Annotated in this window: 21 protein-coding genes and 1 riboswitch; of the genes, 13 read left to right on the forward strand and 8 right to left on the reverse strand. The window is 43.2% G+C overall.

Annotated features, from left to right (window positions below; all coding sequences use genetic code 11):
• The first annotated feature begins 362 nt into the window (after positions 1-362).
• The 4 genes from ACR63N_RS00590 to ACR63N_RS00605 all read left to right on the forward strand — a co-directional run bounded on the left by ACR63N_RS00590 (position 363) and on the right by ACR63N_RS00605 (position 5,471).
• A complete protein-coding gene (locus tag ACR63N_RS00590) occupies positions 363-1,475 on the forward strand; it encodes an AOC03_06830 family ribosome hibernation factor (protein ID WP_367104910.1) in 1,113 nt (370 codons plus the stop codon).
• A 150-nt stretch (positions 1,476-1,625) separates the two neighbouring features.
• Positions 1,626-2,465, forward strand: coding sequence for a glutathione S-transferase N-terminal domain-containing protein (locus ACR63N_RS00595; RefSeq protein WP_367104911.1), 840 nt, complete (start codon positions 1,626-1,628; stop codon positions 2,463-2,465).
• 203 nt (positions 2,466-2,668) lie between these two features.
• Positions 2,669-3,427, forward strand: coding sequence for an endonuclease/exonuclease/phosphatase family protein (locus ACR63N_RS00600; RefSeq protein ID WP_367104912.1), 759 nt, complete (start codon positions 2,669-2,671; stop codon positions 3,425-3,427).
• Positions 3,428-3,515: 88 nt separating this feature from the next.
• Positions 3,516-5,471: an EcsC family protein gene (locus ACR63N_RS00605; protein ID WP_472782307.1), complete on the forward strand. Its 1,956-nt coding sequence runs from the start codon at positions 3,516-3,518 to the stop codon at positions 5,469-5,471.
• Between the two features lie 31 nt (positions 5,472-5,502).
• On the opposite strand, the gene ACR63N_RS00610 is transcribed toward ACR63N_RS00605, so the two are convergent.
• Genes ACR63N_RS00610 through ACR63N_RS00620 form a run of 3 tightly spaced genes read right to left on the reverse strand, consistent with a single transcriptional unit; the run spans position 5,503 to position 8,998 of the window.
• The gene (locus tag ACR63N_RS00610) at positions 5,503-6,123 is read right to left on the reverse strand and encodes an alpha-ketoglutarate-dependent dioxygenase AlkB family protein (protein WP_472782308.1); all 621 of its coding nucleotides are present in this window, start codon (positions 6,121-6,123) and stop codon (positions 5,503-5,505) included.
• Entirely contained in the window at positions 6,124-7,032 is a 909-nt protein-coding gene (locus ACR63N_RS00615) for an alpha/beta fold hydrolase (protein WP_472782309.1), read from the reverse strand.
• A 46-nt stretch (positions 7,033-7,078) separates the two neighbouring features.
• Positions 7,079-8,998, reverse strand: coding sequence for an ABC transporter ATP-binding protein (locus tag ACR63N_RS00620; RefSeq protein ID WP_367106717.1), 1,920 nt, complete (start codon positions 8,996-8,998; stop codon positions 7,079-7,081).
• Between the two features lie 311 nt (positions 8,999-9,309).
• Between ACR63N_RS00620 and ACR63N_RS00625 the strand changes: the two genes are divergently transcribed.
• Together ACR63N_RS00625 and ACR63N_RS00630 are read left to right on the forward strand one after the other, a co-directional pair.
• Positions 9,310-10,170 (forward strand): EamA/RhaT family transporter, encoded by an 861-nt coding sequence (locus ACR63N_RS00625; RefSeq protein ID WP_472782310.1) that lies wholly within the window; start codon positions 9,310-9,312, stop codon positions 10,168-10,170.
• Positions 10,171-10,424: 254 nt separating this feature from the next.
• Positions 10,425-11,315: a fructose bisphosphate aldolase gene (locus tag ACR63N_RS00630; protein WP_472782311.1), complete on the forward strand. Its 891-nt coding sequence runs from the start codon at positions 10,425-10,427 to the stop codon at positions 11,313-11,315.
• Positions 11,316-11,429: 114 nt separating this feature from the next.
• Here ACR63N_RS00630 and thiC read toward each other — a convergent pair whose 3' ends face one another.
• The 3 genes from thiC to argH all read right to left on the reverse strand — a co-directional run bounded on the left by thiC (position 11,430) and on the right by argH (position 15,679).
• Positions 11,430-13,466 carry a phosphomethylpyrimidine synthase ThiC gene (thiC, locus tag ACR63N_RS00635; RefSeq protein WP_367106720.1) on the reverse strand — a complete coding sequence of 679 codons (2,037 nt, stop codon included), beginning with the start codon at positions 13,464-13,466 and terminating at the stop codon, positions 11,430-11,432.
• Positions 13,467-13,711: 245 nt separating this feature from the next.
• Positions 13,712-13,846, reverse strand: a riboswitch (TPP riboswitch).
• 95 nt (positions 13,847-13,941) lie between these two features.
• The gene (locus tag ACR63N_RS00640) at positions 13,942-14,232 is read right to left on the reverse strand and encodes an oxidative damage protection protein (protein WP_367104919.1); all 291 of its coding nucleotides are present in this window, start codon (positions 14,230-14,232) and stop codon (positions 13,942-13,944) included.
• A gap of 73 nt (positions 14,233-14,305) precedes the next feature.
• Entirely contained in the window at positions 14,306-15,679 is a 1,374-nt protein-coding gene (gene argH / locus ACR63N_RS00645; protein WP_367104986.1) for an argininosuccinate lyase, read from the reverse strand.
• A gap of 212 nt (positions 15,680-15,891) precedes the next feature.
• Between argH and ACR63N_RS00650 the strand changes: the two genes are divergently transcribed.
• From ACR63N_RS00650 to ACR63N_RS00675, 6 genes are all read left to right on the forward strand, one after another.
• Positions 15,892-16,938 carry a sensor histidine kinase gene (locus ACR63N_RS00650; RefSeq protein ID WP_367104920.1) on the forward strand — a complete coding sequence of 349 codons (1,047 nt, stop codon included), beginning with the start codon at positions 15,892-15,894 and terminating at the stop codon, positions 16,936-16,938.
• A 405-nt stretch (positions 16,939-17,343) separates the two neighbouring features.
• A complete protein-coding gene (locus ACR63N_RS00655) occupies positions 17,344-18,081 on the forward strand; it encodes a LytR/AlgR family response regulator transcription factor (protein ID WP_367104921.1) in 738 nt (245 codons plus the stop codon).
• Positions 18,082-18,415: 334 nt separating this feature from the next.
• Positions 18,416-19,423: a hydroxymethylbilane synthase gene (hemC, locus tag ACR63N_RS00660; protein ID WP_367104922.1), complete on the forward strand. Its 1,008-nt coding sequence runs from the start codon at positions 18,416-18,418 to the stop codon at positions 19,421-19,423.
• A gap of 126 nt (positions 19,424-19,549) precedes the next feature.
• A complete protein-coding gene (locus ACR63N_RS00665; protein ID WP_367106723.1) occupies positions 19,550-20,473 on the forward strand; it encodes a uroporphyrinogen-III synthase in 924 nt (307 codons plus the stop codon).
• A 73-nt stretch (positions 20,474-20,546) separates the two neighbouring features.
• Entirely contained in the window at positions 20,547-21,533 is a 987-nt protein-coding gene (locus ACR63N_RS00670; RefSeq protein ID WP_367104924.1) for a hypothetical protein, read from the forward strand.
• 136 nt (positions 21,534-21,669) lie between these two features.
• Complete coding sequence (locus ACR63N_RS00675; protein ID WP_367104987.1) at positions 21,670-22,140, forward strand: acyl-CoA thioesterase; 471 nt, start codon at positions 21,670-21,672, stop codon at positions 22,138-22,140.
• Between the two features lie 156 nt (positions 22,141-22,296).
• Here ACR63N_RS00675 and ribBA read toward each other — a convergent pair whose 3' ends face one another.
• Positions 22,297-23,409, reverse strand: a complete 1,113-nt coding sequence (ribBA, locus tag ACR63N_RS00680; RefSeq protein ID WP_367104925.1) for a bifunctional 3,4-dihydroxy-2-butanone-4-phosphate synthase/GTP cyclohydrolase II — start codon at positions 23,407-23,409, stop codon at positions 22,297-22,299.
• 204 nt (positions 23,410-23,613) lie between these two features.
• Positions 23,614-24,903: a replication-associated recombination protein A gene (locus ACR63N_RS00685; protein WP_472782312.1), complete on the reverse strand. Its 1,290-nt coding sequence runs from the start codon at positions 24,901-24,903 to the stop codon at positions 23,614-23,616.
• Between the two features lie 48 nt (positions 24,904-24,951).
• Here ACR63N_RS00685 and ACR63N_RS00690 point away from each other — a divergent pair, with 48 nt between their 5' ends.
• Positions 24,952-25,506 (forward strand): type IV secretion protein Rhs, encoded by a 555-nt coding sequence (locus tag ACR63N_RS00690; protein WP_367106759.1) that lies wholly within the window; start codon positions 24,952-24,954, stop codon positions 25,504-25,506.
• The last annotated feature ends 211 nt before the right edge of the window (positions 25,507-25,717 follow it).

Genomic DNA, 25,717 nt, shown 5'->3' on the forward strand with positions numbered 1-25,717 from the left:
TAGCCTGAATACAAGTCGCTAAAAGATAGCTAGTGATTATTTAAAGGTATCCATCTTTTTGTTAAGATTAGATGGTTTAGAGTGCTCAATTTGACGACTGTACTTACAAAGCGTCATCATTTGCTTGCAAACTAACCATACAGCTATTGGCGGGAACTTGTTAGCATCGTAATGGTTAAGCAAAACAATTAAGAAGTTAACGGGTAATAAAAAGCTGATAGTTGAAAAGTTAGCAATTAAAACCAAAGCAGATTTATTTGGAGTACCATGAATAGAATGTAGTATAAATAACTATCTTATAAATAAAATTAGATTCTATTCATTATTTAAAATTGACGACAACAAAAGAAGGAAAATTATCTATGAAAGCAACGCTTAAGAGCCTACGTGAAACCAAAGCCGATCCAGCGGTTAGTATTTTTGTTAAAACCCATCGTGAACATCCCGCTAATGATCAAGATCCTATTGCTCTAAAGAACCAATTAAAAGTCGCAGAAGAACGATTGACGAATGAATACGACAAGCATATCGCCGCTACGATTATGGAAGGTATTCATGCCAAAACGGACGAGCTAAACCACAACTATAATCTCGATACGTTAGCTATTTTTGCCAGCACTGATGATGTGCAAATCATTCGTATGCCGCTTGATACCACTGAGCGTGTCGTTATCTCAGACAGTTTCGCTACCCGCGACTTGGTTCGTGATATGGCAAGCGCCGTACATTTCTATGCTGTGGTAATCACTCGCGATATGGCGCGTTTAATTGAAGCGTCCAACGACCGTGTAGTCAAAGAGCTTGATACGGATGATAACATCCAAAATAACATGGAAAACATCCCATTTCCTATCGAAAATAATGGCCTATATACTACTGGTGACGGTGGTTCTGATCGTTCATCAAACAACGAAAGTAGCCATCTAAAAGAGTTCTTTAACCAAGTAGATAAAAGCGTGCAAGAGCTATGGGGCGAGCATAAAATGCCGCTCGTTATCGTCGGCGATGCAAAAAACGTTGGTTACTATAAAGAAGTCTGTGATCGCCCAGATAATATTATCGGTACGGTTACTAACGTTACTCAATTAGAAGATGGTAGTGCCCAGCACATCATTGATGGTGTGCAAGAAGCAGTAGAAGCGTATCGCTCTTCATTGCACGAAGCGGCGCTTGGCGAGATTGATAGAGCTCGTGGGGTACAGATGCTACGTACTGACTTACAAGAAGTTTATCGCGGGGCTTTCCAAGGGGCAGGCGAGACCCTTTATGTACGCCGTGGTTATATGCAGCCTGCAAAAATCGACGAAAAAGCGCAAACGCTTACTATGGTAGATGATGCTGCTGGCGAAGGTGTTACTGACGATGCTATCGGCGAGATTATTGAGCAAGTTATGCATAATGGGGGTGAAGTGGTCTTTATGCCGCAAGAGATTATGGGTGAAGATCAGCCTATTGCTCTAGTTACACGCTATTAATTATTAATGTGTCTATAAAGACATACCAGTAAATAATTAGAGCATTGGTTCTTTGCGATCCAATGCTCTTTTTCATTAAATACTTTATATTTTTAGTAGCTACAGACATTACTATTGCTAACGCTGATTAACTTAACAAGGAGGCTAGTCATGAAAATTCCAAACAATACTCTGGGATATACGATAAAGAGTTTGCAGGCGACGACCTCAACTCTGCTGCGCGCTGGACGCGGTAATATGGGTACGCCGTTCCCAATGCAACCAAGCGAAGCTCTTATTTTATATGAGCACGAAGCTTGCCCTTACTCGTGCCGAGTGCGTGAAGTAATGACTTATTTGAATTTGGATTTTGAGAGTCGTCCTAGTCCCCATGAAGGCCATGTATATCGTGACGAGCTCAAAGAGCTCGCTGGCAAGGTACAAGTCCCTTTTTTAATTGATGTTAACACTGATGATTATATACTCGATTCACAAGCTATCATTGATCACCTCTTTACTCACTATTCTAAAGAAGGGATAACGCCCAAAGACTACCAAGAACCAAGTACTGATGATCATGCTACCTTGGTCAATAAAGTGGCCAGTGTGGTCTCTATGATGCGCGGCGTCAAAGCTGAGAATCCAGCGCATAATCAAGCTCGAGGTAAGCCTGATGAGCTCCTGCATCTTTACGGTTTTGAGGCTAGTCCCTTTTGTCGTTTGGTACGTGAAAAGCTAAGCGAGCTTGAAGTGGGCTATATTAATCACAACGTTGCTCGTGAGCAAATAGAGGACATTGGAGTGTTTGGCAAACGTATCAATCTTAGTGTCTTTAGCGCTCCTCGCCATCCTAAAAAGTATCGTCCGGTCAAAGGCGGCAAACGCGAACGCATTAAAGATCAGGTCATGACTAGAAAACTGCAGTTTCCTTATCTTATTGATCCCAATACCAATGTTGTCCTGTACGAATCAAAAGAAATTATTGATTATTTAGATGAGACTTACGGGTAATCAAGCCGTATTTTTGCTAAGCTGATTGATGATAGTCCTAACAATTTTTATAATTCTGAAACTTTAGCTTCCCCGTTAGTTTGCTACTTGCTTTATTGTCAAACGGTTTTGACGTCAGTCTATAATCTTGACGCGTCTATCGATAAGTTATCAAACCTATTTTAATAACGATTTTTCTTAACTTTTAATAAATTATTGAATCTATGACCATGATCCGCTCCTTCGTTCTAACCAGTTACAACATCCATAAAGGTATGTCGCCCCTCAATCGTCAAGTCAAGATGCAAGGTATTGCGCAAGCGCTTGATACGATAGGTTCAGACATATTGTGTTTGCAAGAAGTCCAAGGCCAAAACCTAAAACGCAACATACAGTACAACGAATACCCCGATCAGTCGCAGCACGAATGGTTTGGAGAGTATCTACAATTGCAAAATAGCTATGGTAAGAATTCAGAATATGATAATGGTCACCACGGTAATGCCGTGCTTAGCCGCTTTCCTCTAGACCCCAAGCATAATGTTAATATTACGGTTAATAAGCTTGAGCAGCGCGGGGTGCTGCACTGTGAAGTACAGCCAGTGGGTTGGGAGCAACCAGTAGTAGTCTTATGCGCGCATCTAAACTTGTTTGAGCGCGATCGTATTAAGCAGTATCAGGCTATAGCTGACTACGTGCAAAACGAGATTGACTCTAATCAACCTTTGATATTGGCAGGTGACTTTAACGATTGGAAAAAGATGTCTTGTGATAAGCTGGCAGTCAGTCTGGGCATGACGGAAGCTTTTAAACACTGTCATGGCAAATTGTCACCTACTTTTCCGGCAAAACTGCCTGTTTTGAGTTTGGATCGTATCTATGTACGCAATTTAAAGGTAAAAAACGCTTGGGTGCATAGTGGTAAACCTTGGTCAACGCTATCAGACCATTTGCCTATTAGCGCGGAGCTGATTTTGGCATAAATTTAAAATTTTGCAAGGTTGTTTTAAGCCCGAAGAAATCAATAGCTTTTAGTAGTTCTCATTCACATATAAAAAAGGATATTTTATTATGTCTAATCTTTTCTCTGAAAATAAATCTTTACCAACGAACCAGCATGCGGTGCTTATACGTAAATTTGGTGAGCCTGAAGTTATGCAGTACCAGGACGGCGTAGCCATGCCGGAACCTGATGATGAGCAGGTGCTCATAAAAGTAGCATACGCTGGTATTAACCCTGTGGATTATAAAACCCGTCAAGGTAAAGGCTGGGGCGCAGAGGCTATTCAAAAAGATAAATTCGATCACGATGAGCCTGCTATATTAGGTTTTGATGTGGCGGGCACTGTGGTCAAAAGTAATAGTGCCAAGTATGCAGTTGGTGACAAGGTTGCTGCCTTGACTTTTGGCGGTGGTTGCTATGCACAGTTTGTGGCAGTTGATGCTAATCTATTGGCTAAAGTACCAAAGGCGCTCACTTTAGAACAAGCTGGAGCATTGCCTTGTGTGGGTCAAACCGCGCTACAGTTTGTAGAATCTGCGGACATTAAAGCTGGTGAGCATGTGGTAATGAATGCGCCCGCAGGCGGCGTTGGGCAATTGGTCGTACAGCTATTGATGGACAAAGCTGCAAAAGACAATATAAAAGTGACAGTTATTTGCTCACCTGACAAGTACGATAAGCTTGATCAGTTTATCAATAAAACTAAACTTGAAGGCTGGATCGATTATACCAAAGACGAGGATTTCCCTGATCTGCAGGCTGACGTACTGCTAGATTTAGTCGGTGATGATGCAGGCGTTCGTGCGCTTAAAACGCTTAAATCTGGCGGGCGTGTCAACGTGTTACCAACGATTTGGGTTGATAAACTTAAAGAGGCAGGTAGCCAAAAAAATCTACAGGTAGACGGTTTTAAGGCTGAGCGTAGTGGCCAATCCATGGCAGAGGCGCTAGAGCAAGTCGCTAATGGTGAGCTTAAATTGCATATTCAAAAGACTTATCCATTATCGGAGGTGGCCTTAGCCCACACTCAGCTACAAAAAGGCGATACCTTTGGTAAAATTGTCCTAGCAGTCGCTGATGATAAAAATGAAGAAACAAGTACTGATGAGAAAACCGCTACTAATAACCAGACAAGTACTAGTAAAGAAGCGAATAAACAGGACACTACTAATACCAGTACTAAGAATAACGGTACTGCTGATAAAGAAGCTTATGAATCTCAGGTTCGCCAACAAATACAAGCTTGGAAGAACCCTGAAAAAAGCCTTTTAGATAAAGCATTTGCTACCTTTAGTATGCCGATCGATAAAGCGGGGGAAACGCTTATGGCGGCGCCGCAGTTCGGTGAAACTTTGAAGCAAGCTACTGAAAAGATGATAACTACATTAAGTGATACGGCGAATTGGACATTAGACGTGCAAGATGCCATTGAAGCTTATCAAAAAGAAACAGATATTGACGGCTCAGAGGTTAAAAAGCTTCAAGACATCGAAAATTTGCCTATCGCCATCGTCGATAAGCAAGTCAAACTCTTTAAGAGTAAATATGTGGCGCTAACTAGCGCTCAAGGCGTGGCAACAGGTATCGCTGGCTGGGCAGGCATTCCTGCCGATATAATGGGTCTTATTACCGCTAATCTGCGTGCTATCGGTGAATACGCGACTTACTACGGTTTTGATATGAGTGATAAAAACGAGCAATTATTTGCTATGTCACTATTGGCGGTTGCCACTTCCGCTTCTGCTGAAGAACGCCAATCGGCACTTGATGATACCTTTAGTACAATAAAAGACCCAGAAGTTCTAGCCTTTAATAAGGTTAACGAAAAAGTAGCTTCACGAGTGCTGCGCCAAACGGCAACTAAAGTGGCGACCAATATGGTCAAGACTAAAGCGGCGCAAATCATTCCAGCGGTAGGAGCTATGGTCGCAGGCGGCGTTAATGCTAGCTATACTTCAAGCGTTTGTGAAGCCGCTTATCAATGCTATCGCGAGCGTTTTTTGGATCGTCAAGCTGCTGAATAAAGTAGGTTTAGACAGTAGCTAGGATAAAAGGTTAAGGCGTGCTTAGCGTTCGCCGAAAGGTAAGGCTGATGCGTCCTTCATTTACCTTGGTCGTCTTAGTAATAGTGTGCTTCCAAAAGCTTTGAGTCACACCATGCATGACGATAAGCTGACCGGACTCAAGATGAAGCTCGATTTTGTCTTGAGTTTTTTTATGTTTAAGGACAAATTTTCTAGTAGCCCCTAAAGATAAGGAGGCTATGGTAGGCTGCTCGCCTAGCTCCTTCTCATCATCAGCATGATAGCCCATACCTTCGCTACCAGAAGGATAGTAATTTAATAAACATGAATTGAAATTGGCATTAATCCCGTTGCTTAGAAGTCTTTGCTCAACAAGTTGTTTTACTTGCAATACTATAGTTGACCAAGGAGCGGTGCGGCGCAAGTGACCAGAATAATGATAGCTGATGCTATCCTCACCCATCCAAACGATCTGGCGTTTGGTGACATGAGTTTTACCAAATAAAGTCACGATGTCAGACTGCCAAGGAAGCTCAGCTAGTAAAGTATTATAAAGAACATCAGTATCATCAATAACAATGCCTAAATCGCTAACCCTGCCATCGTAAGGCAATAGGTTATCAGTAGCGTGAGGTGTAAATAAATTGCTCATCTAACTGGCTATTTTGGAGTTAAAAGAGCGGTTTGAGTCAAGAATAATATCAGCACATTTCTCTGGCGCTTCCATAGGCACTAAGTGCCCGTAATTCGATAAAGTAACGATACGATTATCCGGTACTACTCCTTGCCAGCTACTACGAACTTTATTGCTATTAAACACTGAGGGTTTAGCAAGGATTAAGGTGTAAGGCAGATTGATTTTATTGAGCTTTTTTAAGGCCTTAGTAATGTATGGAGTACCAAAATAGCTGGCTAATTCATATTTGGGCTTAAAGAGCAAGGTATAACTGCCATCGTCTCTTTTGACTAAGCTGTTGCTAGCAAAGGTATAAAGATGCTCATCACTGATACGTCTAAACGCTCGGTGCTGGCGCAAAAATTGATAATAATCATCAATGCTTACCCATTCAGCTTGTTTTTTAGCAGTGCTTTTAAAAGGTTCTTGGGTCATCAAAATACGTCTAGGAGTATTTCCATACAGGAGCGACTGCGCTTTGGTAAAGGTTACCGGATCGATAAGATACAGCTGTGAGAACAAATCAGGACGCTTAGCCGCCGCCATCGCCGTAGCAGACGCGCCTTGCGAGTGCCCAATGCCGACGACCGGTTTATCCTGCGTCTGCTCCAAAAACTCAATGAGCATATCGGCGTCTTGCTCGCGAGTCATTATTTTAGCTGTTGGCGTGTCATACCAATAACCTTGTAATGCAAGAGCGCTAAGATTCAGCTCATGTGCCAGCGCTTTGAGTAGGGGCTCATAAGTACCAACCGCAAAACCATTGCCCCCGTAAAAATGCGCTGCTGGCTTTGTATTTTCACCTGCATTTTGCGTCAAAGTAGATAAATCGTAATAGCGCGCTTGCTTACCATTTATCATTATGCTTTTTACAAAGGTTTCCATAAAAATGCTACGTCCTTATAATGATCCAGCTTGATGTCTTATCGTCTTACTCAGTTGCTCCCAAGAAACCACCACTTTGACGCTCCCATAATCCAGCATAAACACCATCCAACTCCAACAGTTCTTCATGACTGCCCTGCTCAATAATACGACCTTTATCCATCACTACCAGTCTATCAAGAGCAGCAATAGTCGAGAGACGATGGGCAATAGCAATGACAGTTTTGCCCATCATGATATCATTTAGGCTCTCAGTTATAGCGTATTCAATTTCAGAATCAAGGGCACTGGTGGCCTCATCCAACAACAAAATAGGCGCATTTTTTAGCATAACCCGTGAGATGGCGATACGCTGACGTTGACCACCAGATAGCTTAACACCGCGCTCACCGACTTGGGTATCAAGGCCTGTATTGCCTTTATCATCATGTAAATCTTTAATAAAGTCCCAAGCTTGTGCCTGCTTGGTGGCATGGATAATCTCTGCATCGCTAGCCCCTGGGCGACCATAGGCGATGTTTTCGCGTACGGTCCGGTGCAGCAAAGACGTATCTTGCGTCACCATACCGATTTGCTGGCGTAGAGACTCTTGAGTGACTTCATTGATCGCTTGTCCATCGATACAGATTTTACCGCTATCGACATCGAAGAAACGCAGAAGCAAGTTAACCAAGGTTGATTTACCAGCACCTGAGCGTCCGACCAAACCGATTTTTTCGCCAGGTTTAATATTTAGGTAAAAGTCGTCAAGTAGCTTCACTGGCGAGGCGCTAAGCTCAGACTCATCAATATTAACATCGCTAATTTTTTCACCTTCTAAGCTATCTGCGTCTTGTACGCTCTCATAACTAAAATCAACGTGATCAAAGATAATATGACCTTCGGTGACTTTTAAAGCAGGTGCATTGGGCACATCGATAATGGTTTGCGGCGCTGACAAGGTGCGCATACCATCTTGCGCGGTACCAATACTCTCAAACAATCTTGCCGTCTCCCACATAATCCAGTGGGTGATACCATTTAATCGTAGCGCCATTGCTGTTGCGGCTGCAACCGCTCCCACCCCAATAGCGCCTTGTTGCCAAAGATAAACACTAATGCCAGCGGTACTACCGATCAAAACGACACTGATGACATGGGTCGAGACTTCCAAACGACTAACCCAGCGCATTTGCCCATGCACCGTTTCTAAAAACTGGCCCATAGCGTTTTTGGCATAACCCAGCTCGCGGCGTGAATGGCTAAATAGCTTAACGGTCATAATATTGGCGTAAGCGTCGGTCACTCGTCCCACCATCAAGGCACGGGCGTCGGCTTGTACAATAGCGGTGCGTTTAAGCTTAGGAATAAAGAAACGCAGATTAAAGCCAACCAATATAAACCAGATGATAAATGGTATTAATAATAAGCTATCAAGATTGAATAAGATGATACCAGAGGTGATAAAGTACACGCCAACATAAGTAAACATATCAGTGACGGTCATTACTGTATCACGTACTGCTAGCGCCGTTTGCATCACTTTAGCAGAGATACGACCTGAAAACTCATCTTGATAAAACTGCATCGATTGACCCAGCATATGCTGATGAAAACGCCAGCGCATCTGCATCGGAAACACGCCATTGATCGTTTGGAAATGGACAAATGACGCTAAAGCAATCCAAATGGGACTCAGCACCATCACGGCCAGCATGAGCAGCAACATATCGCCTTTCTCGCTCCATAGCGTTTGCGGCGTATAAAGGCCAAGCCAATTGACAATGTCCCCAATCCAAGCAAACAGTACCGCTTCATAAACCCCAATACCAGCCGACAAGATCATGAATAGTAGCAGCCAGCCACGTAGACCTTTCGTACAGGCCCACAAAAATTTTAGGAGCCCATCACGAGGAGAGGGCAACATCATAGGGGTTTCAGGAAAGGCGGGAAGCCGATTTTCAAAAAAGCGAAATAGAGCATTCATAAGTAATTAATAACCATAGGCTAAGACGGGATCAGTAAGCTTACCAGTGCGATCTTGAGCGGTTAGGGGTGTAAAAAAAGTACATTATTTTAGCAAAACTTATTAATCCATCCTGCTTGCTAATTGTAATTTGAGCTTGAGGACTAGTACTGGTGTCATTAATAAACGACATAAAATAAAACAGAGTAGACGGTTTAGTCAAAATATAAAAATTGATAACTATGAAATATATTGTTACATTCTATAGCCGAACGATTTACTTATAATCAACTTTTATAATCTTGCTACATTTTTATTCAAGGATAGAAACTATGGTGTATTTGACGATTGCAGTGTTATGTAGTGTAGCAGTCTCAGTACTTTTAAAAGTGCTGCGGCAAAAAAATATAGATATTCGTCAAACTATTGTGGCAGGTTACCCTGTTGCCTTTTTGCTCACTTTGGTTTTACTAGACCCGGATATAAGCGGGTTAAGTACCCTTGGCAGCGTATGGAGCATTATTATTGCCCTTGGAGTTTTGTTGCCTGCTGTGTTCGTTATTCTAGGCCGAGCTATTGCAGCGGTTGGTATGGTCGCAACTGACGCCGCCCAGCGTCTATCCTTAATTATTCCCATTATTGCCGCATTCCTTTTATTTGGAGAAATACTAACAGGAACTCGTATATTGGGACTGATATTAGGATTTCTAGCTTTGGGAGCATTGGTTTATCGTCCGCATCAACAGGCTATAGATAATACTGCTAATAAATCGGCTCGGCAGACACCACTTTGGCTATTTGGGGTATGGGCAGGCTACGGTATTATCGATATTTTATTTAAGCAGGTTGCCAAACAAGGAGCGGCATTTGCGCTGACTTTATTGGTAAGCTTTGGACTGGCCGGCTTATTATTATTCATCTATCTACTCATTACACGGGTACGCTGGCAAGGCAAGGCACTGGTAGCAGGGCTGTTGCTAGGTGCGCTGAACATGGGTAACATTTATGCTTATGTGCGTGCTCATCAAGTGTTATCTGAGTCGCCGAGTATTGTATTTACCGGCATGAACGTGGGCGTTATCACAGTTGCGACACTCATCGGGGTAGGTATTTTTAAAGAATCTTTGAACCGAGTTAATGTAATAGGGCTCATATTAGCAGTAGCCTGCGTAGTGGTATTGTTTTTGGCATAAAAAGGTTCAGTTTGTATATGCTGGTAGCAATATATATAATAAAGCGTAATGATAATCTACAAAATACCAACAACTGTTCTTAAAATAAGCGTTTCGTTAACTTATTGAATATAGGCACCTGATATGTCTTGTGGTAAGGTTATTTATAATTAGATAAACAGTATGCATAGTGTTTTATATTTTTTAATATAGAATCATAAAATTTGACTTTTATTAACTTTAATTAATACCAATAAGCATAGGATGTACGATTAATGGAATACGAAAAGCAACTACAACAGATAAAGAATGGTTCAGGTTTTATTGCAGCGCTCGATCAGAGCGGTGGCAGTACGCCAAAAGCATTAGAGAACTACGGCGTAAGCGGCGATGAATATGATAATGATGAATCCATGTTTGATTTAGTACATGAGATGCGCGCTCGTATCATGACCTGTAATGCCTTTGATAATGAGCGCGTCCTTGGTGCTATTTTATTCGAAGACACTATGGATCGCGAAGTTAACGGTAAACCTACCGCTAATTATCTTTGGGAAGATAAAAATATCGTACCTTTTTTAAAGGTAGATAAAGGTCTTGCTGAGCAAATGGATGGCGTACAAGTAATGCGTCCGATACCAGGTCTAAATGCGCTATTAGATAAGGCTAAAAAGTATCCAGTGTTTGGTACTAAGATGCGTTCAGTCATTTACGAGCCTAGTGTCGATGGTATTGAGAAAGTAGTGCAGCAGCAATTTGATGTCGCTAAACAAATTCTCTCAAAAGGTTTTATGCCTATCGTAGAGCCAGAAGTCAATATTGATAGCACCAAAAAACACGACTGTGAGCTGGTATTAAAAACAGCGATCTTACGTCATTTGGATTATCTCGACGATGATCATCAAGTCATGCTTAAGTTGACTCTGCCAGAAGAAGAGGGTTTTTATCAAGAGCTGATTAATCATCCAAAGGTGCTCAAAGTCGTAGCGTTATCAGGTGGTTATAGCCGTAAAGAGGCTTGTGATAAGCTTGAGCAGAATCCGGGTATGATTGCTAGTTTCTCACGTGCCTTTACCGAAGGTTTGAGCAAACAACAAAGCGATGAGGAATTTGCCGATACTATTGATCATTCGATTAATGAGATTTATGAGGCGTCAAAAGTCTAGTGGCTATTGAAATGAGAAAATAATTCTAACAAAAAAAAGCCCTGCTAAATAAGTAGTGAGTACTTAAAAGCAGGGCTTTTTTACGGATGCAAATACAGAGCTAAATCATTCAGACTAGACCTCTTTATACAGCTGACGACCTTCACGATTATACTTTTCACTCATCTCCTCCATCCCTTGACGTACTTCTTCAGGAGTGCCTGCGCCTACTTGCTCGACCAGATCAGTATCAACTTGTTTGATACGGTGGTTGGCATCCTTAAGATCGCCGGTACTTGGCGTCACAGCATTGTCCAAACCTTTGGCGTACTCGCGCACGTTTTGAGTGATTTTCATCGAGCAAAACTTCGGTCCACACATCGAGCAAAAGTGCGCCGACTTATGCGCGTCTTTAGGCAGCGTCTCGTCATGATACTCACGCGCGGTATCGGGGTCGAGTGCTAGATTGAACTGATCATCCCAGCGGAACTCAAAACGCGCTTTGGACAACGCATTATCGCGTGCTTGCGCTCCCGGATGACCTTTGGCTAGATCAGCCGCGTGAGCTGCGATCTTGTAGGTGATAATACCATCTTTGACATCCTTTTTATTAGGCAGACCTAAGTGCTCTTTGGGAGTTACGTAGCACAGCATCGCGGTGCCAAACCAGCCAATCATCGCCGCGCCAATAGCGCTGGTAATATGGTCATAGCCGGGCGCGATATCTGTGGTCAGTGGTCCTAAGGTATAAAAAGGCGCGTCGTTACACAGCTCAAGCTGTAAATCCATGTTCTCTTTAATACGGTTCATCGCCACGTGTCCGGGACCTTCGATCATCACCTGTACGTCGTGCTGCCACGCCACTTGCGTAAGCTCTCCTAATGTACGCAGTTCGCCAAACTGTGCTTCATCGTTAGCGTCTTGCAGACAACCGGGGCGCAGTCCATCACCAAGACTAAACGCGACATCGTACTGCTTCATAATCTCGCAGATGTCTTCGAAATGAGTGTATAAAAAACTCTCTTTGTGATGCGCCAAACACCACTGCGCCATGATAGAACCACCACGTGAGACAATACCCGTTAAGCGGTTGGCAGTCAGCGGTACATAACGCAAAAGCACACCAGCGTGAATGGTAAAGTAATCGACGCCTTGCTCAGCTTGTTCGATCAAAGTATCACGGAATATCTCCCATGTCAGATCCTCTGCTACGCCATCGACTTTTTCTAACGCTTGATAAATAGGCACCGTACCGATAGGCACAGGCGAGTTACGAATCAGCCACTCACGGGTTTCGTGAATATGGTTACCTGTAGATAAGTCCATGATAGTGTCCGCGCCCCAACGCGTCGCCCACGTCATTTTTGAGACTTCCTCGTCGATAGAGGAGCCAAGCGCTGAATTACCGATATTGGCATTAATTTTGACCAAAAAGTTGCGACCGATAATCATCGGCTCAGATTCAGGGTGGTTGATGTTATTAGGGATAATGGCGCGACCAGCTGCGACTTCACTACGGACAAACTCAGGGGTGATAATTTCAGGGGTATTGGCACCAAAGCTTTCACCGTCATGCTGGCGCATATCAGTCTGCTCGTGCTGCTTTTGAGTTTCACGAATGGCGATATATTCCATCTCAGGGGTGATAATCCCGCGGCGCGCGTAATACATTTGCGTGACATTACCTGCTTTGCCATCGACTGTTTTAGCGCGGCGCGGTTTGTCGATATGGGCAAATCTTAGATTAGCAGTAGTGATATCGCGAGCACGCGCTTGACCGTATGAGCTAGATAGACCGCTAAGCTCTTCGATATCACCGCGCTCTTTTATCCAGCCTTCGCGCAGTTTTGGCAGACCTTTAGTGAGATCGACATCAACAGTAGGGTCGGTATATACGCCTGAGGTATCATAGGTATAAAAAGGCGGGTTTTGCTCCCAATTGGACGCATCGACGCCTTGAATAGGTGTGGGATCCAAAGTGATTTCGCGTATTGGCACTCGAATATCTGGTCTTGAGCCTTGGATATAGACTTTTTTGGAGGCTGGAAGAATGCGATGTAAATCGCGCGCGTCCTCTTCAAAACGAGCGTCTTTTTGATGACGATGGGCAGGTGTTTTTAAAGCATCGGCTTTGGTTGATTTTTTGGTCTGAGTGGGGGCTTGAGTCGTCATAGGTGCTCCTAGCGTGTTGTTTAAAAAAGCAACACCGCAGAGCGCGGAGGAAGCAAAGGTTCACAAACAAAACTGATTGAGTTAAAACGGTCAAAGTAATAAAGCGAATAGTAATAGACGGTTTTAATCAATAATTAGACGTCGCTTTTATCTATTATCACTTTTAAAGTTAAAGCTGTATCAAAGCAATGACTAATAAAACAGTGACTATGAAAAAGGCATTTCTGCGCGTCGCTTGTATGTAAACTTTTTGCTGAAGACTTCCCTGCGTCGGTATTAACCGCATCAGGTTCAACGGGTGGTCTCTCAGCGAATGTACTTTGATTAAGTGCTTTTAAAAAGCAGTTAAACTAAAATACACCGCACCCCGAGTCTGTCAGTGTTGTGAGTCTTTTATACTAGCAAACTTTTATGAGGATAAGTAGCTATTTGTCAGCTGGCTTATGTAGTAGTTCTAAAAACAACAGCAATAAACTTATTTCTCAGGCGTCCAGCCTTGCGCGCGCTCGTAATCTTCGTTATTTAAAAACTTCTCACGTTGCTCTGTTAAGAACTTCTTAGCTTCAGGATCCATCATACTAAGGTGGTTTTCATTGATCAGCATAGTTTGCTGCTCAAGCCATTCTTGCCATGCTTTATCAGAAACTGTTTCCTGTATCTCTTGTCCCTTTTTATTGGGAAAAGGAGGATTGACCATTTTTGGTAGATCTTGCTTGTATTTACGGCAAAAAACTGTATTAGCTTGGGGATTAAAAGTATCAGCCATGAGTAACTCCCTATTATTAGTGTGATAATTATTAGTTTGGTAGTGGGTTTGGTTGTCTACTGTTTTGATCCAATTAAGCGAAAGCCTTTAGGCGTGCACGACCATTAATAACGGCTTGCTTGACTTGATTGGGCGCAGTACCACCTAAATGATCACGGGCAGCCAGTGAGCCCTCGAGCGTCAAAAAGTCGAACACATCATCACCGATCGCAGTGCTAAATTGTTGCAACTGTGCTAAAGACAGATCGCTCAAGTCAACGCCTTCCTTTATAGCCAAAGCGACAGTATTACCAACTACTTCATGGGCATCACGAAAAGCAACGCCATTACGCACTAGATAGTCGGCCAAATCAGTAGCCGTTGCGTAGCCTTTCATAGTGGCCGCACGCATATTCTCTTTGTTTGGGACAATGTTCGGCAGCATATCAGCAAAAGCGAGGAGCGAGCCGGTCAACGTATCCACACAGTCAAATAGCGGCTCTTTGTCCTCTTGGTTGTCTTTATTATACGCCAGTGGCTGGCTTTTCATCAGGCTAAGCAAAGTCATCAGCTGTCCAAAGACCCGCGCCGCTTTGCCACGTACCAACTCCGGCACATCAGGGTTTTTCTTTTGCGGCATGATTGAGGAGCCGGTACAAAAGCGATCTGGTATTTGTACGAAGTTAAACTGCGCCGACATCCATAGGATAATCTCCTCGCTCATACGCGATAGATGCATCATTAAAATGGACGCAGCGGAGGTAAATTCAATAGCAAAGTCACGATCAGAGACCGCATCCAAGGAGTTTTGGCAAATACCTTCAAAACCGAGCAGTTCAGCGGTAATAGTGCGATCTATTGGAAAAGTCGTGCCAGCAAGAGCGGCGCTGCCAAGCGGTAGCTGATTAATACGGCGCCGCGCGTCGACAAGGCGTTGGGTATCACGGTAGAGCATCTCAAACCATGCCATTACATGGTGACCAAAGCTTACTGGCTGCGCGGTTTGCAGATGGGTAAAGCCTGGCATAATCGTATCGGTATGCTGCTTGGCCAAATCAAGCAAGCCGCTTTGCAAACGCACCAGTAGCGCAATAATATTATCGGTCTCTTCACGTAGCCAAAGACGAATATCGGTTGCTACCTGATCGTTACGGCTACGTCCGGTATGCAGTTTCTTGCCGACTGCGCCTACGATATCAGTCAGGCGCGATTCAACGTTCATGTGCACGTCTTCAAGGGTAGTAGACCAATTGAATTCGCCCGCTTCAATCTCCCTTAATACTTGCTTGAGGCCATCGATAATAGTGGCGACTTCCTCGTCGGTTAGAATATTGCACTCTTTGAGCATGGTCGCGTGCGCGATAGAACCTTCGATATCGTGACGAGCAAAACGCTGATCAAAGCCTACCGAGGCGGTGAAGGCGGCGACGAAGCTATCTGTCGCTTCGCTAAAGCGTCCGCCCCACATTTGCTGACCTTGACTATTGGTCGCGCCGCTTTGTAACGTACTATCCGCTGCATTTATGCTAAAATCAGTGGCACTTGGATTTTTATTTTGCTCAGGAATGTTGGAATTTGAAGAAGTTGCGTTCATATTGGTCTAAGACAAGTCAAGAGAATAAGAGCTCAAGTATAGCAAAGGATGAGGTTGCCTTACTAGCCGAGCGCTTAGAGTTTTTTATGCCAAAGCTCATGGAGGTAATGAAACCTTGGCAGTGGCTGCTCTATATATTTTTTTGGTCGTTGTTTGTGACCACTATTGATCGTCATGATCTAGCAACGTGGTCAGATTTTTTCATCAAGTTTGTTAGCCGAATTGTTCAATACACGCTAAGCATTATTCCCTCGTTTTATTTGATTGATTATCTGCGTCCAGTTTTTAAACGGGCTAATCCTATTGTCGTCAGTATACGTATCTTACTAATACTGACGACTACTGCTATAGTGTCGGTGACTTTGGTTATGTTAGTCATGATAAATATGGGCTGGATGGTGTATGACCGTAAAGCATTTATCTTAAATATATTGTTTAATGTCTTGATTACCAGTGGTTTTACTATTGTATTTTTGCTCTATTTTATGCGCCGTTACCGTGAGCTGATGGCGCTTAAACAATCGTTTGAAGACAAACTTACCGCCCAAAATGATTTGATGAAAGCGCGTATCGCGCCGCACTTTTTCTTTAATACTGTTAATACCTTGATATCACTTATTGAGTCTAATCCGCCGCGGGCAGCTGATCTTTTGCAGCATGTCTCCGCGCTTTTCCGAGCCAGCTTTAATGGCGCGCGCGAGATTAGTTTTGAGGAGGAAGTGGCACTTTGTGAGCACTATTTGGCGATTGAGTCGAGCCGATTGGCAGATAAGCTGGTAGTAAGCTGGGATCTGCCTGATGATGACATCATGTACGATATGGTTATCACAGCATTAACACTCCAAACCGTCCTTGAAAAAATGCTCCTCAATGTCGTCGAGATGACCACTGAAACCATCTACATTGTTATTAGTGTAAAGTGGCAACAGCATCGCGTTACTATTACGGTCACCGTTCAACTTCCAAGCAAAACTTTGATGATTTCCCACGATCTACGCCGACACGTAGACTTCCATATTCAGGCAGAACGCCTCAAAGCTTATTTTGATCAGAGCGCTAACATCCAAAGTAAAGTCACTAGTGAACAGATTGTCACAGTGATTGATTATCCTTTGTATGATGTTGGGTTTTAATTTTCTTAGTATCAATCTCTGCACTTAATTTGTCTCTTGTCTATTATTTGAACACTTATGGCATATTTATTGCTTGTTACCTTATGAATGCTTATTGTGTAATAGTTGTTTATTGGCAAGCTCTAGAAAAGCCGCAGCTACAAGCCTTTAACTAAAACCTTAATATACAAAATATACAAATAATTTTTAACTTAGAAATTTATTTTATTTAAAATGTAGAAGAGCAGAGTTCTTTTAGAACGTATTATTTTTATACTTTCGTAAGCTTATTATAAATAGATTTTTGATTATAATTGTTCATAAATGTATGAGCTATAGGTATAGACTAAAACTTTAGAGCGTCTTAGACCTGTTATCGATACAGTATTAATAATATACTCATCATGCTGTAAGAGAGGAATTTACATGCGAATTGTTGTTTGTGACGATGAACCACTCGCTCGTGAGCGTTTGGTCAGAATTGTACAAGAATCAGGGCATGAGGTGGTCGCGCAAGCCACTACTGGCATTGAAGCCATTACTGCCGTAAAGTCGCAGCAACCTGATGTGATTTTACTTGATATCCGCATGCCAGAGATGGATGGCGTACACTGCGCGGCAGCGCTCAATGAGCTTGATTATCCGCCGGCGGTCATTTTTGTAACCGCTTATGATCACTATGCTATTATGGCTTTTAAAGCGAATGCTATTGGTTATTTATTAAAACCTGCCAATAAGGATGAATTACTTGAAGCTTTGAGTAAGGCCAAAAACTTAAACGCCGCCCAGTTAAATGAAATTCGCAAGCTTGAAGACCCTACTGCTCGGCCTGTGCGCGAACATATTGCCGCTCGTACCCATCGCGGTGTAGAGCTGATTAAGCTCAAAGACATTTACTACTTTACAGCTGATCAAAAGTACGTCAAAGTACGTCATAAAGAGGGCACAGTACTTATCGATGAAACCTTAAAAGAGCTTGAGCAAGAATTTGAGAATCGTCTGTTTCGAGTACATCGTAACGCCATCATTAATTTGAGTTTTTTGGATTATTTAGAAACTGTAGATTCTGGTCAGTACCAAGTTCGCTTTAAAGGCCTTGATGAAACCTTGTCTGTTAGTCGTCGTCATCTACCATCGTTGCGAGATAAAATTCAAAGTATGTGATTACAAGCATTCTTACTAACTACTCAATTGCTCCGAAATAAATGTTTGATTTGATAATTATCTGTTTAGTAGGAACCAGTTTAATAAGTATCTATTTAACAGTCATCTAACAATTTTTAAGAATCGATAAGATATCAAAGCGCTTAAGTCATATCATCAAACCCTTATTTATGCTTAAATAGGGGTATTTTTTTGCGCCCGCTTTGAGCTTACTAAGGCAAAGCTTACTGATGCATTAAGCGCATTATTAACGACATCCATATTAGTTAACGGCATATCAGTTAACGACACACTTGGCATTAGCAATAATATATTAATAATTTTGAGGTCTTTTATGAGCACTACACAGCCATCTACCTTACATACTCTGAATATTGCCACTCGTCAGAGCCCATTAGCATTATGGCAAGCAGAGCATATTCGTGATAGGTTGTTAAAATTATATCCAGATCTAACTATTAACCTACTGAAGATTGTCACTAAAGGTGACAAAATTTTGGATACGCCGCTTGCCAAAATCGGTGGCAAAGGCTTATTTGTCAAAGAGCTTGAACAAGCTATATATGACAAAAAAGCAGATATTGCTGTGCATTCTTTAAAGGATGTGCCGATGCAATTACCAGAAGGGTTGATGCTTGGTGTTTATTGCAAACGGGCTGCGCCTACTGACGCCTTTGTTTCTAACACCTATAATAATATCGATGAGCTACCACATGGAGCGATAGTCGGCACCTCAAGTCTGCGTCGCCAGTGCCAAATCAAAGCGTATCGTCCAGATCTACAAATAAAAACTCTACGTGGTAACGTAGGAACGCGTTTAGGTAAGCTTGATGCTGGCGAGTATGACGCTATCATTTTAGCTACTAGTGGCCTACAACGTATTGAGCTTGATGAACGTATTCGCGGTGAATTAGATATTGATACTTGTCTACCAGCGGTAGGGCAAGGAGCTTTAGCGATTGAGTGCCGCGAAGCTGATCCTGAGGTACTGGCACTGCTTGCGCCGCTCAATGATGACAGAGCACGCATTCGCCTGATCGCCGAGCGCGCTTTAAATCGGCATCTAGAAGGCGGCTGCCAAGTCCCTATTGCTGCATTTGCTGTGCTGCAAACCACTGAGACCGATAACAATAACAATGACGACGCCGGTCATATTTTATGGCTGCGGGGGCGGGTTGGACAAGCAGACGGTAGTGAGCTACTCAAAGCCGAACAGCGTGTTACTTTGACAGGTACACAAGCAGAACAAGAAGCACAGGCCAATCAGCTAGGTATTGATGTCGCCAAAAAACTACTCGCTGAGGGTGCAGGCGCTATTTTAGAGGCCATCTATAATCCGTAGTGGTGATATTAGCGATAAGCTTATCTATTGTAGAATAAACCAAGCTTATACTTTGTTTGCGGCGATGACTCATTTGCTGCGATGACTTACTCTATTTACTCATTAGTTTTAGGTAGTGGTATCTTTATGCCTCAATCATCAAGCTTACCCCTGGCAGCACCGATCGTAATCAATACGCGTCCTGTTGAGCGCGCGGCTCCCTTAACCCGCTATTTGCAAGCAGCTGGTTTAAGCGTAGTTGATATACCCATGTTGGACCTACAACCGCTACCGACCAGTGCTGCAGACATCGATATCATGCAGCGCTGGCTTGCTGGCCACTACCAAGCCTTAGTCATAGTGAGTCCAACCGCAGCAGCCTCAGGACTAGAGGTATGGCAGACGCTAGCTCCAGAGATGCATGTCTTTGATCAAGACTCAAATAGTAGTCAAGTATCAACATCACAGTTGACCACTGCTAATCCTAAGAAGCCGCCAAGTCATTTAATTGCAGTTGGCGCTGCGACCGCAGCTGTTTTACAGCAAGCGGATTATCAAGTGCTACAACCTATCATTGCTAACAATGAAGGAATGCTTGCTATGCCAGAGATTCAAAGTCTGCAAGCTGGTGATAAGTTACTGATTTGGCGTGGTCTTGGCGGAAGACGATTACTGGTTGATACGCTGCAAGCGCGCGGCGTCCATATTGATAGTATTGCTTGGTATGAACGTACGCAGCCCAACGATGCCAGTACTCATTACCGACAGTGGCTTGAACAATTTGTCAAGCAATTTGCTACACAAACAAAGCAGTTTACACAGCAAAAGCCTATAGTCATCATTAGTAGTGGTACCGCATTTGAGCATTGGTCAAGTATAGTGAGACAGACGCAATCTATAGAGGTAGATTCGACTACAAATCATCTAGCGCTAAGCTTAGCAGACTATATTTACATTGTATTAGGCGAGCGTTTGGCTGCTATGGTAGCCGATCAACAGCTTGACCACTGGCAAGTAGAAGATTTAGCGCCTGAGACTATTTTGGCAACTATTAGGGATAATGATTCATAGATGGTAACCCTAAATTGTCCACCTATCTCTAAACGAGAAATACTAGCAAATTTATCAATGACGGGGCTGCCTTATGTCAACTAAGCCTACTGCTTCACCTGATAGCCCCTCTCCAAATCGGCAGCGTCGACAAGCACATAGGTTATTAGTGCGTTTGCAGTGGCTGCTTATTTTGTTACTAATTATCGCCTTGGTTTGGCTCTACGTCAGTCAGCAGCGTTTTCAAAACCAAACCAACGATCGTCTGCAAAACAATGAGCAAGTAATCAGCCGTTTAAATGAGATGGATGATCGCCTATTCGCCATTAACCAGCAAGCATCACCAAAACCTAACACAGCTGCGAGTAATCAGGCGCAAAATCAGCTAGACTTACTGCGTATTCAGATCCAAGCTGCTGATCGATTGCTTGCTGATAATAACTATAGCGCTTCTATAGATTTACTGCGTAGTTTGCAATGGCAGTTGTCGCAAGACAGTAATGAGATTGCGCCGGCGCTAACAACTGTAATTAAACAAAGCCTTGCCAAAGATATCGAACGTTTGCAGGCGCAAAGCTTACAACCCAATGCTTGGCAGCTACAAAACATAGCCATTCAAAATATTCAAGAGTTTTTGCACAGCTATGAGCACATCAATAGTACCAACAAGCGTAGCAAAGACACCAATACAGCTGCAATCGCTACTACGGCTGACAACAGCGTAGCATTGACGCGGCGTCAATTAGTAGTTCATGAAGCGATAATGACCTTAAATTTGGCTATTCAAGCTAGTAATATGCGCGAACCGGAGCAGTTAAATGACTACTTGCGCCAAGCACGTGATCGTCTACAGACGCTAATTGTGAATCAAGCAACTACTCAAAAAACACCAGCCAGTACAGTGCAATCCTCTTTAGAAGATAGGATAAAAGCATCTGAAAGCGAAGCTCGCTTAGTAACGACGGCGCCGCCAGCAAATATTCAAGAGGTGATTGGGTGGCTTGATAAATTGATTGCTAACGCGCCGACGTCCACACCCTTGGTCACCACTCAAATTCTAAGGCAGGAGTTTTTATCTTAGATAAAAATAAATCCTACGTAAATATAAAAGCCTTGAACATAAGTCTTTGAGTGCAAAGCCTTTAATATGAATAGTAAAACATAGGTCAGTTATGAATAATAATACAGATAATACAAACAGTCCCAGACGAAGTCCGATGGACTTTGCCCACGGCAATACTTGTCAAGAGATTCCTAGCGCATTAGCGCAGTATCCTATTATTCACTATCAGCCTATTCAGTGGGGCGAGATGGACGCTTTTAACCATCTTAACAATGTCGTTTATTACCGTTATGCTGAGTCAGCGCGAATCGCCTACCTACAGGCGCTGGGTATGTTTGATGGCAGTATGGTGACTATGCTGGCTCAGTCGAGCTGTCAGTATTTGCGTCCGGTGATGTATCCTGATACGTTACTATTAGGGGTACGCTGTCAACGTTTGGGTAATACTAGCATCGTATTAGAATACAGTTATTATAGCTGCATGCAGCAAGCTATCGTTGCTACTGCTGAAGCTGTGATTGTACGTTTAGATAGTGCAGGACAACATAAGCTGGCTTGGAGCGCTGATGAACGCGCTCGTTTGTCAGCCTTAGAAAGCAAGTTTGGTCATGAGCCAGAATTATAATAACGCTGTTGATGTTCTGAACAATAAGGTGCTACTTAATAAAGCCAGTTAATAAAAAAGGTACGTTACCATAAGTAGCGTACCTTTTTGACATCAGAGTATTTTTGGTAGCACTAAGAAGTTTTCAATCCCAAAACTATCTAATTTTAAAGACCATCAAACCTTTTTAGGAGCGTGTATAAAATCAACTACGTTTAAATCAAATCCTGATAATGCATAGAACTTCATCGGTGAAGACAATAAACGCATATCACGCACCCCTAAATGACGCAGAATCTGCGCGCCGACTCCAATGCTACGATAAGGCTGCTGAGTAAGGGTTGAGAGCGACTGATTGTTTGAAGCTTTATCTAAAGCATCGCCCAAATCAATGGGTTGATGATTACCAATCCATACCAAGACGCCGCGCTCCGAAGCATTAATCTCCTCTAATGCAGACTGGACACTCCAACCACTGCGCCCTGTCGTGTCTTTTTTTGCGGCAAATAAATCACGTAGCGGATGAAAACCATGGACACGTACGGTACTGACGCCTTCATTCACGTCGCCTTTGACTAAAGCCAGATGCGTCTCATCAGCACCGAATTCACGGAAACGGTGCAAAGTAAAAGTGCCATATTCAGTCTCAAAAGGATAGCTGTCGACCTCTTCTATCGTTTGCTCATTAGCGATACGATAGTTAATAAGATCAGCGATCGTTCCGATTTTGATACCGTGCTCTTGAGCGAATATCTCAAGATCGTCACGGCGTGCCATCGTACCATCGGCATTGATAATCTCAACGATCACCGCAGCTGGCTCAAGACCTGCAAGGCGCGCTAGATCACAGCCCGCTTCAGTGTGACCGGCGCGATGTAGGACGCCGCCATTTTGCGCCATGATTGGAAAAATATGACCCGGTTGTACAATATCCTCAGGCTTGGCAGTGGACGAAACTGCAGCTTGTATGGTGCGCGCACGATCTGCGGCTGATATGCCAGTGGTAACGCCTTCTGCCGCTTCAATAGATACGGTAAAGTTGGTGCTGAATTTTGCTTCGTTGCGATCAGACATCAGTGGTAGTGCCAGCTGCTGACAGCGTGCTTGCGATAAAGTTAAGCAAACCAAGCCGCGGGCATGAGTAATCATAAAGTTGATATCTTCAGGACGTACATGCGTGGCTGCCATGATAATGTCGCCTTCGTTTTCGCGATCTTCATCATCCATTAAGATAACCATCTTGCCAGCACGAATGTCTTCGATAATCTCAGGAATAGTGTTTAAATTCATAAAAAAGTCTCAAGGTTTATTATCTATTAGTTGGTTAGATTTATTAGTCAGTTAAAAGTAAGGTATAAAAGGCGATTTGTCTATTGTATCAGCCCCTATAGTTTTACCATGGGTGTATTTTAAAATTTTTTGTCGCAATAAGCCGTTGTATGGTTATAACTTGGCGTTTGATGGCTTAAAACCTAACGATATAGTCGTAGCTTGTTAATCATTGCTTGCTGCTTGCGATTTTAGCCAGTCCATAAACTGTTTACTGTGCTGCTCACGCTGATTGTCTGCATACTCATAAAAACGTGTCCCTGTTAAATTATCAGGTAAATAGGGTTGCGCGTAGTAGTGATTGGGATAATTATGCGGATAAGTATAACCTTTGCCATAGCCTTGCTCGCGCATCAGCTTGGTCACGCCATTTCTTAGATGTAGCGGTACTGGCGAGGCATCCTTTTCGGCCAGCGTCATCGCCGCATTGATGGCTTTATAAGTGCTATTGCTTTTGGCACTGGTCGCCAGATAAACCACTACTTGACCTAAAATAATCCGTGCCTCGGGCATACCAATGGACTGCACACTACGCAGGGCAGCATCCGCGAGCAATAAAGCGTTAGGATTAGCATTACCGATATCTTCGCTGGCTAAAATTACCAAGCGCCGCGCGATAAAGTCAGCAGGTTCACCGCCAACTAACATGCGCGCCATCCAGTACAAAGCAGCATCAGGATCGGAGCCGCGTACGGATTTGATCAGCGCTGAGACGATGTCATAATGCTGTTCACCATCTTTATCGTAGCGTACCAGCGCTGTTTGAGCGACCCGGCTTACCAATTCATCATCAATGATAATAGGTGACTGCTTGGGGTCTGCCGTCTGTACCGCCAGCTCCAATAAATTAAGCGCTTTACGAGCATCACCATGCGCTAGCTGATTGATAAAATCTTGCGCTTGCAAATCAATAGATAATGATTGAAATATAGGGTCTTCATCGATAGCGCGCGCCAGAACGCTCTCGATTTGCTCGGTACTGAGTGGCTCCAATCGATAAACTTGGCAGCGCGATAATAGAGCGTTGTTGACACTAAAAGAGGGATTTTCAGTTGTTGCCCCGATCAAGGTAATATCACCTGATTCTACTGCGCCAAGCAAAGCGTCTTGCTGCGCTTTATTAAAACGGTGGATCTCATCAATGAAGACTACAGGCGCGTCAAAGCTTAAACCATCTTTACTGTCCAATACTTCTCGCAACTGCTTAACGCCAGTATTGAGCGCTGATAGAGCGTGAAAAGGCCGGCGGGCGGCATCAGCCAGTAGCATAGCAATAGTAGTTTTACCAATACCGGCCTCACCGTGTAGTATAATTGATGGTAGATGCCCTTGCTCAACTAAGCGGCGTAGCGGCGCGCCATCAGCCAATAAATGCTCTTGACCAATAATAGCGTCAAGAGAGCTGGGACGCATACGCTGAGCAAGCGGAGTCTTGGCATGAAAAGTAGGGGACATAACATTCTCAACTTACAATAAAAATAACGGAGATACTAATTGACCAAAATATGGCAGACAACAAAGCAGTTATTGAGCCAAAAGCGGCGTTTATCAAGCCGGTTTGAACAACAATCACGCCCACTTACCAAAGGTGAAAAAGCGCTGGCACGTTCAGTATTTGGCCATAGCCTTGATGTTGATAAGGTACAGCTGAAAACCGCTTGGTGGGTGCTCAAAAATTATGCGGTAAGTCCTAATGGTTATATTTACTTTCACCCTGAAAACTGGATTACGGACTTTAGCGCGGCATCAATTGGTAAGCAGAGTTGGCTGATCCATGAGCTTACTCATGTGTGGCAATTACAACAAGGTTTAAAAGTGGTACGCGGCGCTATTATCAACCGCCGTTATCGTTATCATTTAAAACAGGGTAAGTCGTTTTTTAGCTATGGAATAGAGCAGCAAGCGCAAATGGTGCAAGACTATTTTATACGTCGTCAACGCGGACAAGACTGTCAGGCATGGGCAGATTGCATTCCTTTTTTAGATACCAATTTAGGCATAATAGCCGCAGACAACAACAAGAACACTGTCAGTAGCGATAGCTCACTCAACATTTAACTTTCAACTAACGCCTAATAAACGCTATTATAAAGTAGTTTCCAACAACTATGACTATTAGTCATTTAACTCGTATCATTTAACAATAATAAATTTCGGCCTCAACCAAGGATCTGTGTTGTGATATTTACTTTTTTGACTGCAAAATTGGACAGTAATAAGCAAAAAAAAGTTATACATAAAAGAAGGGACTGCTATGGAGATAACAAGC

The sequence above is a fragment of the Psychrobacter sp. M4 genome (assembly GCF_055699795.1).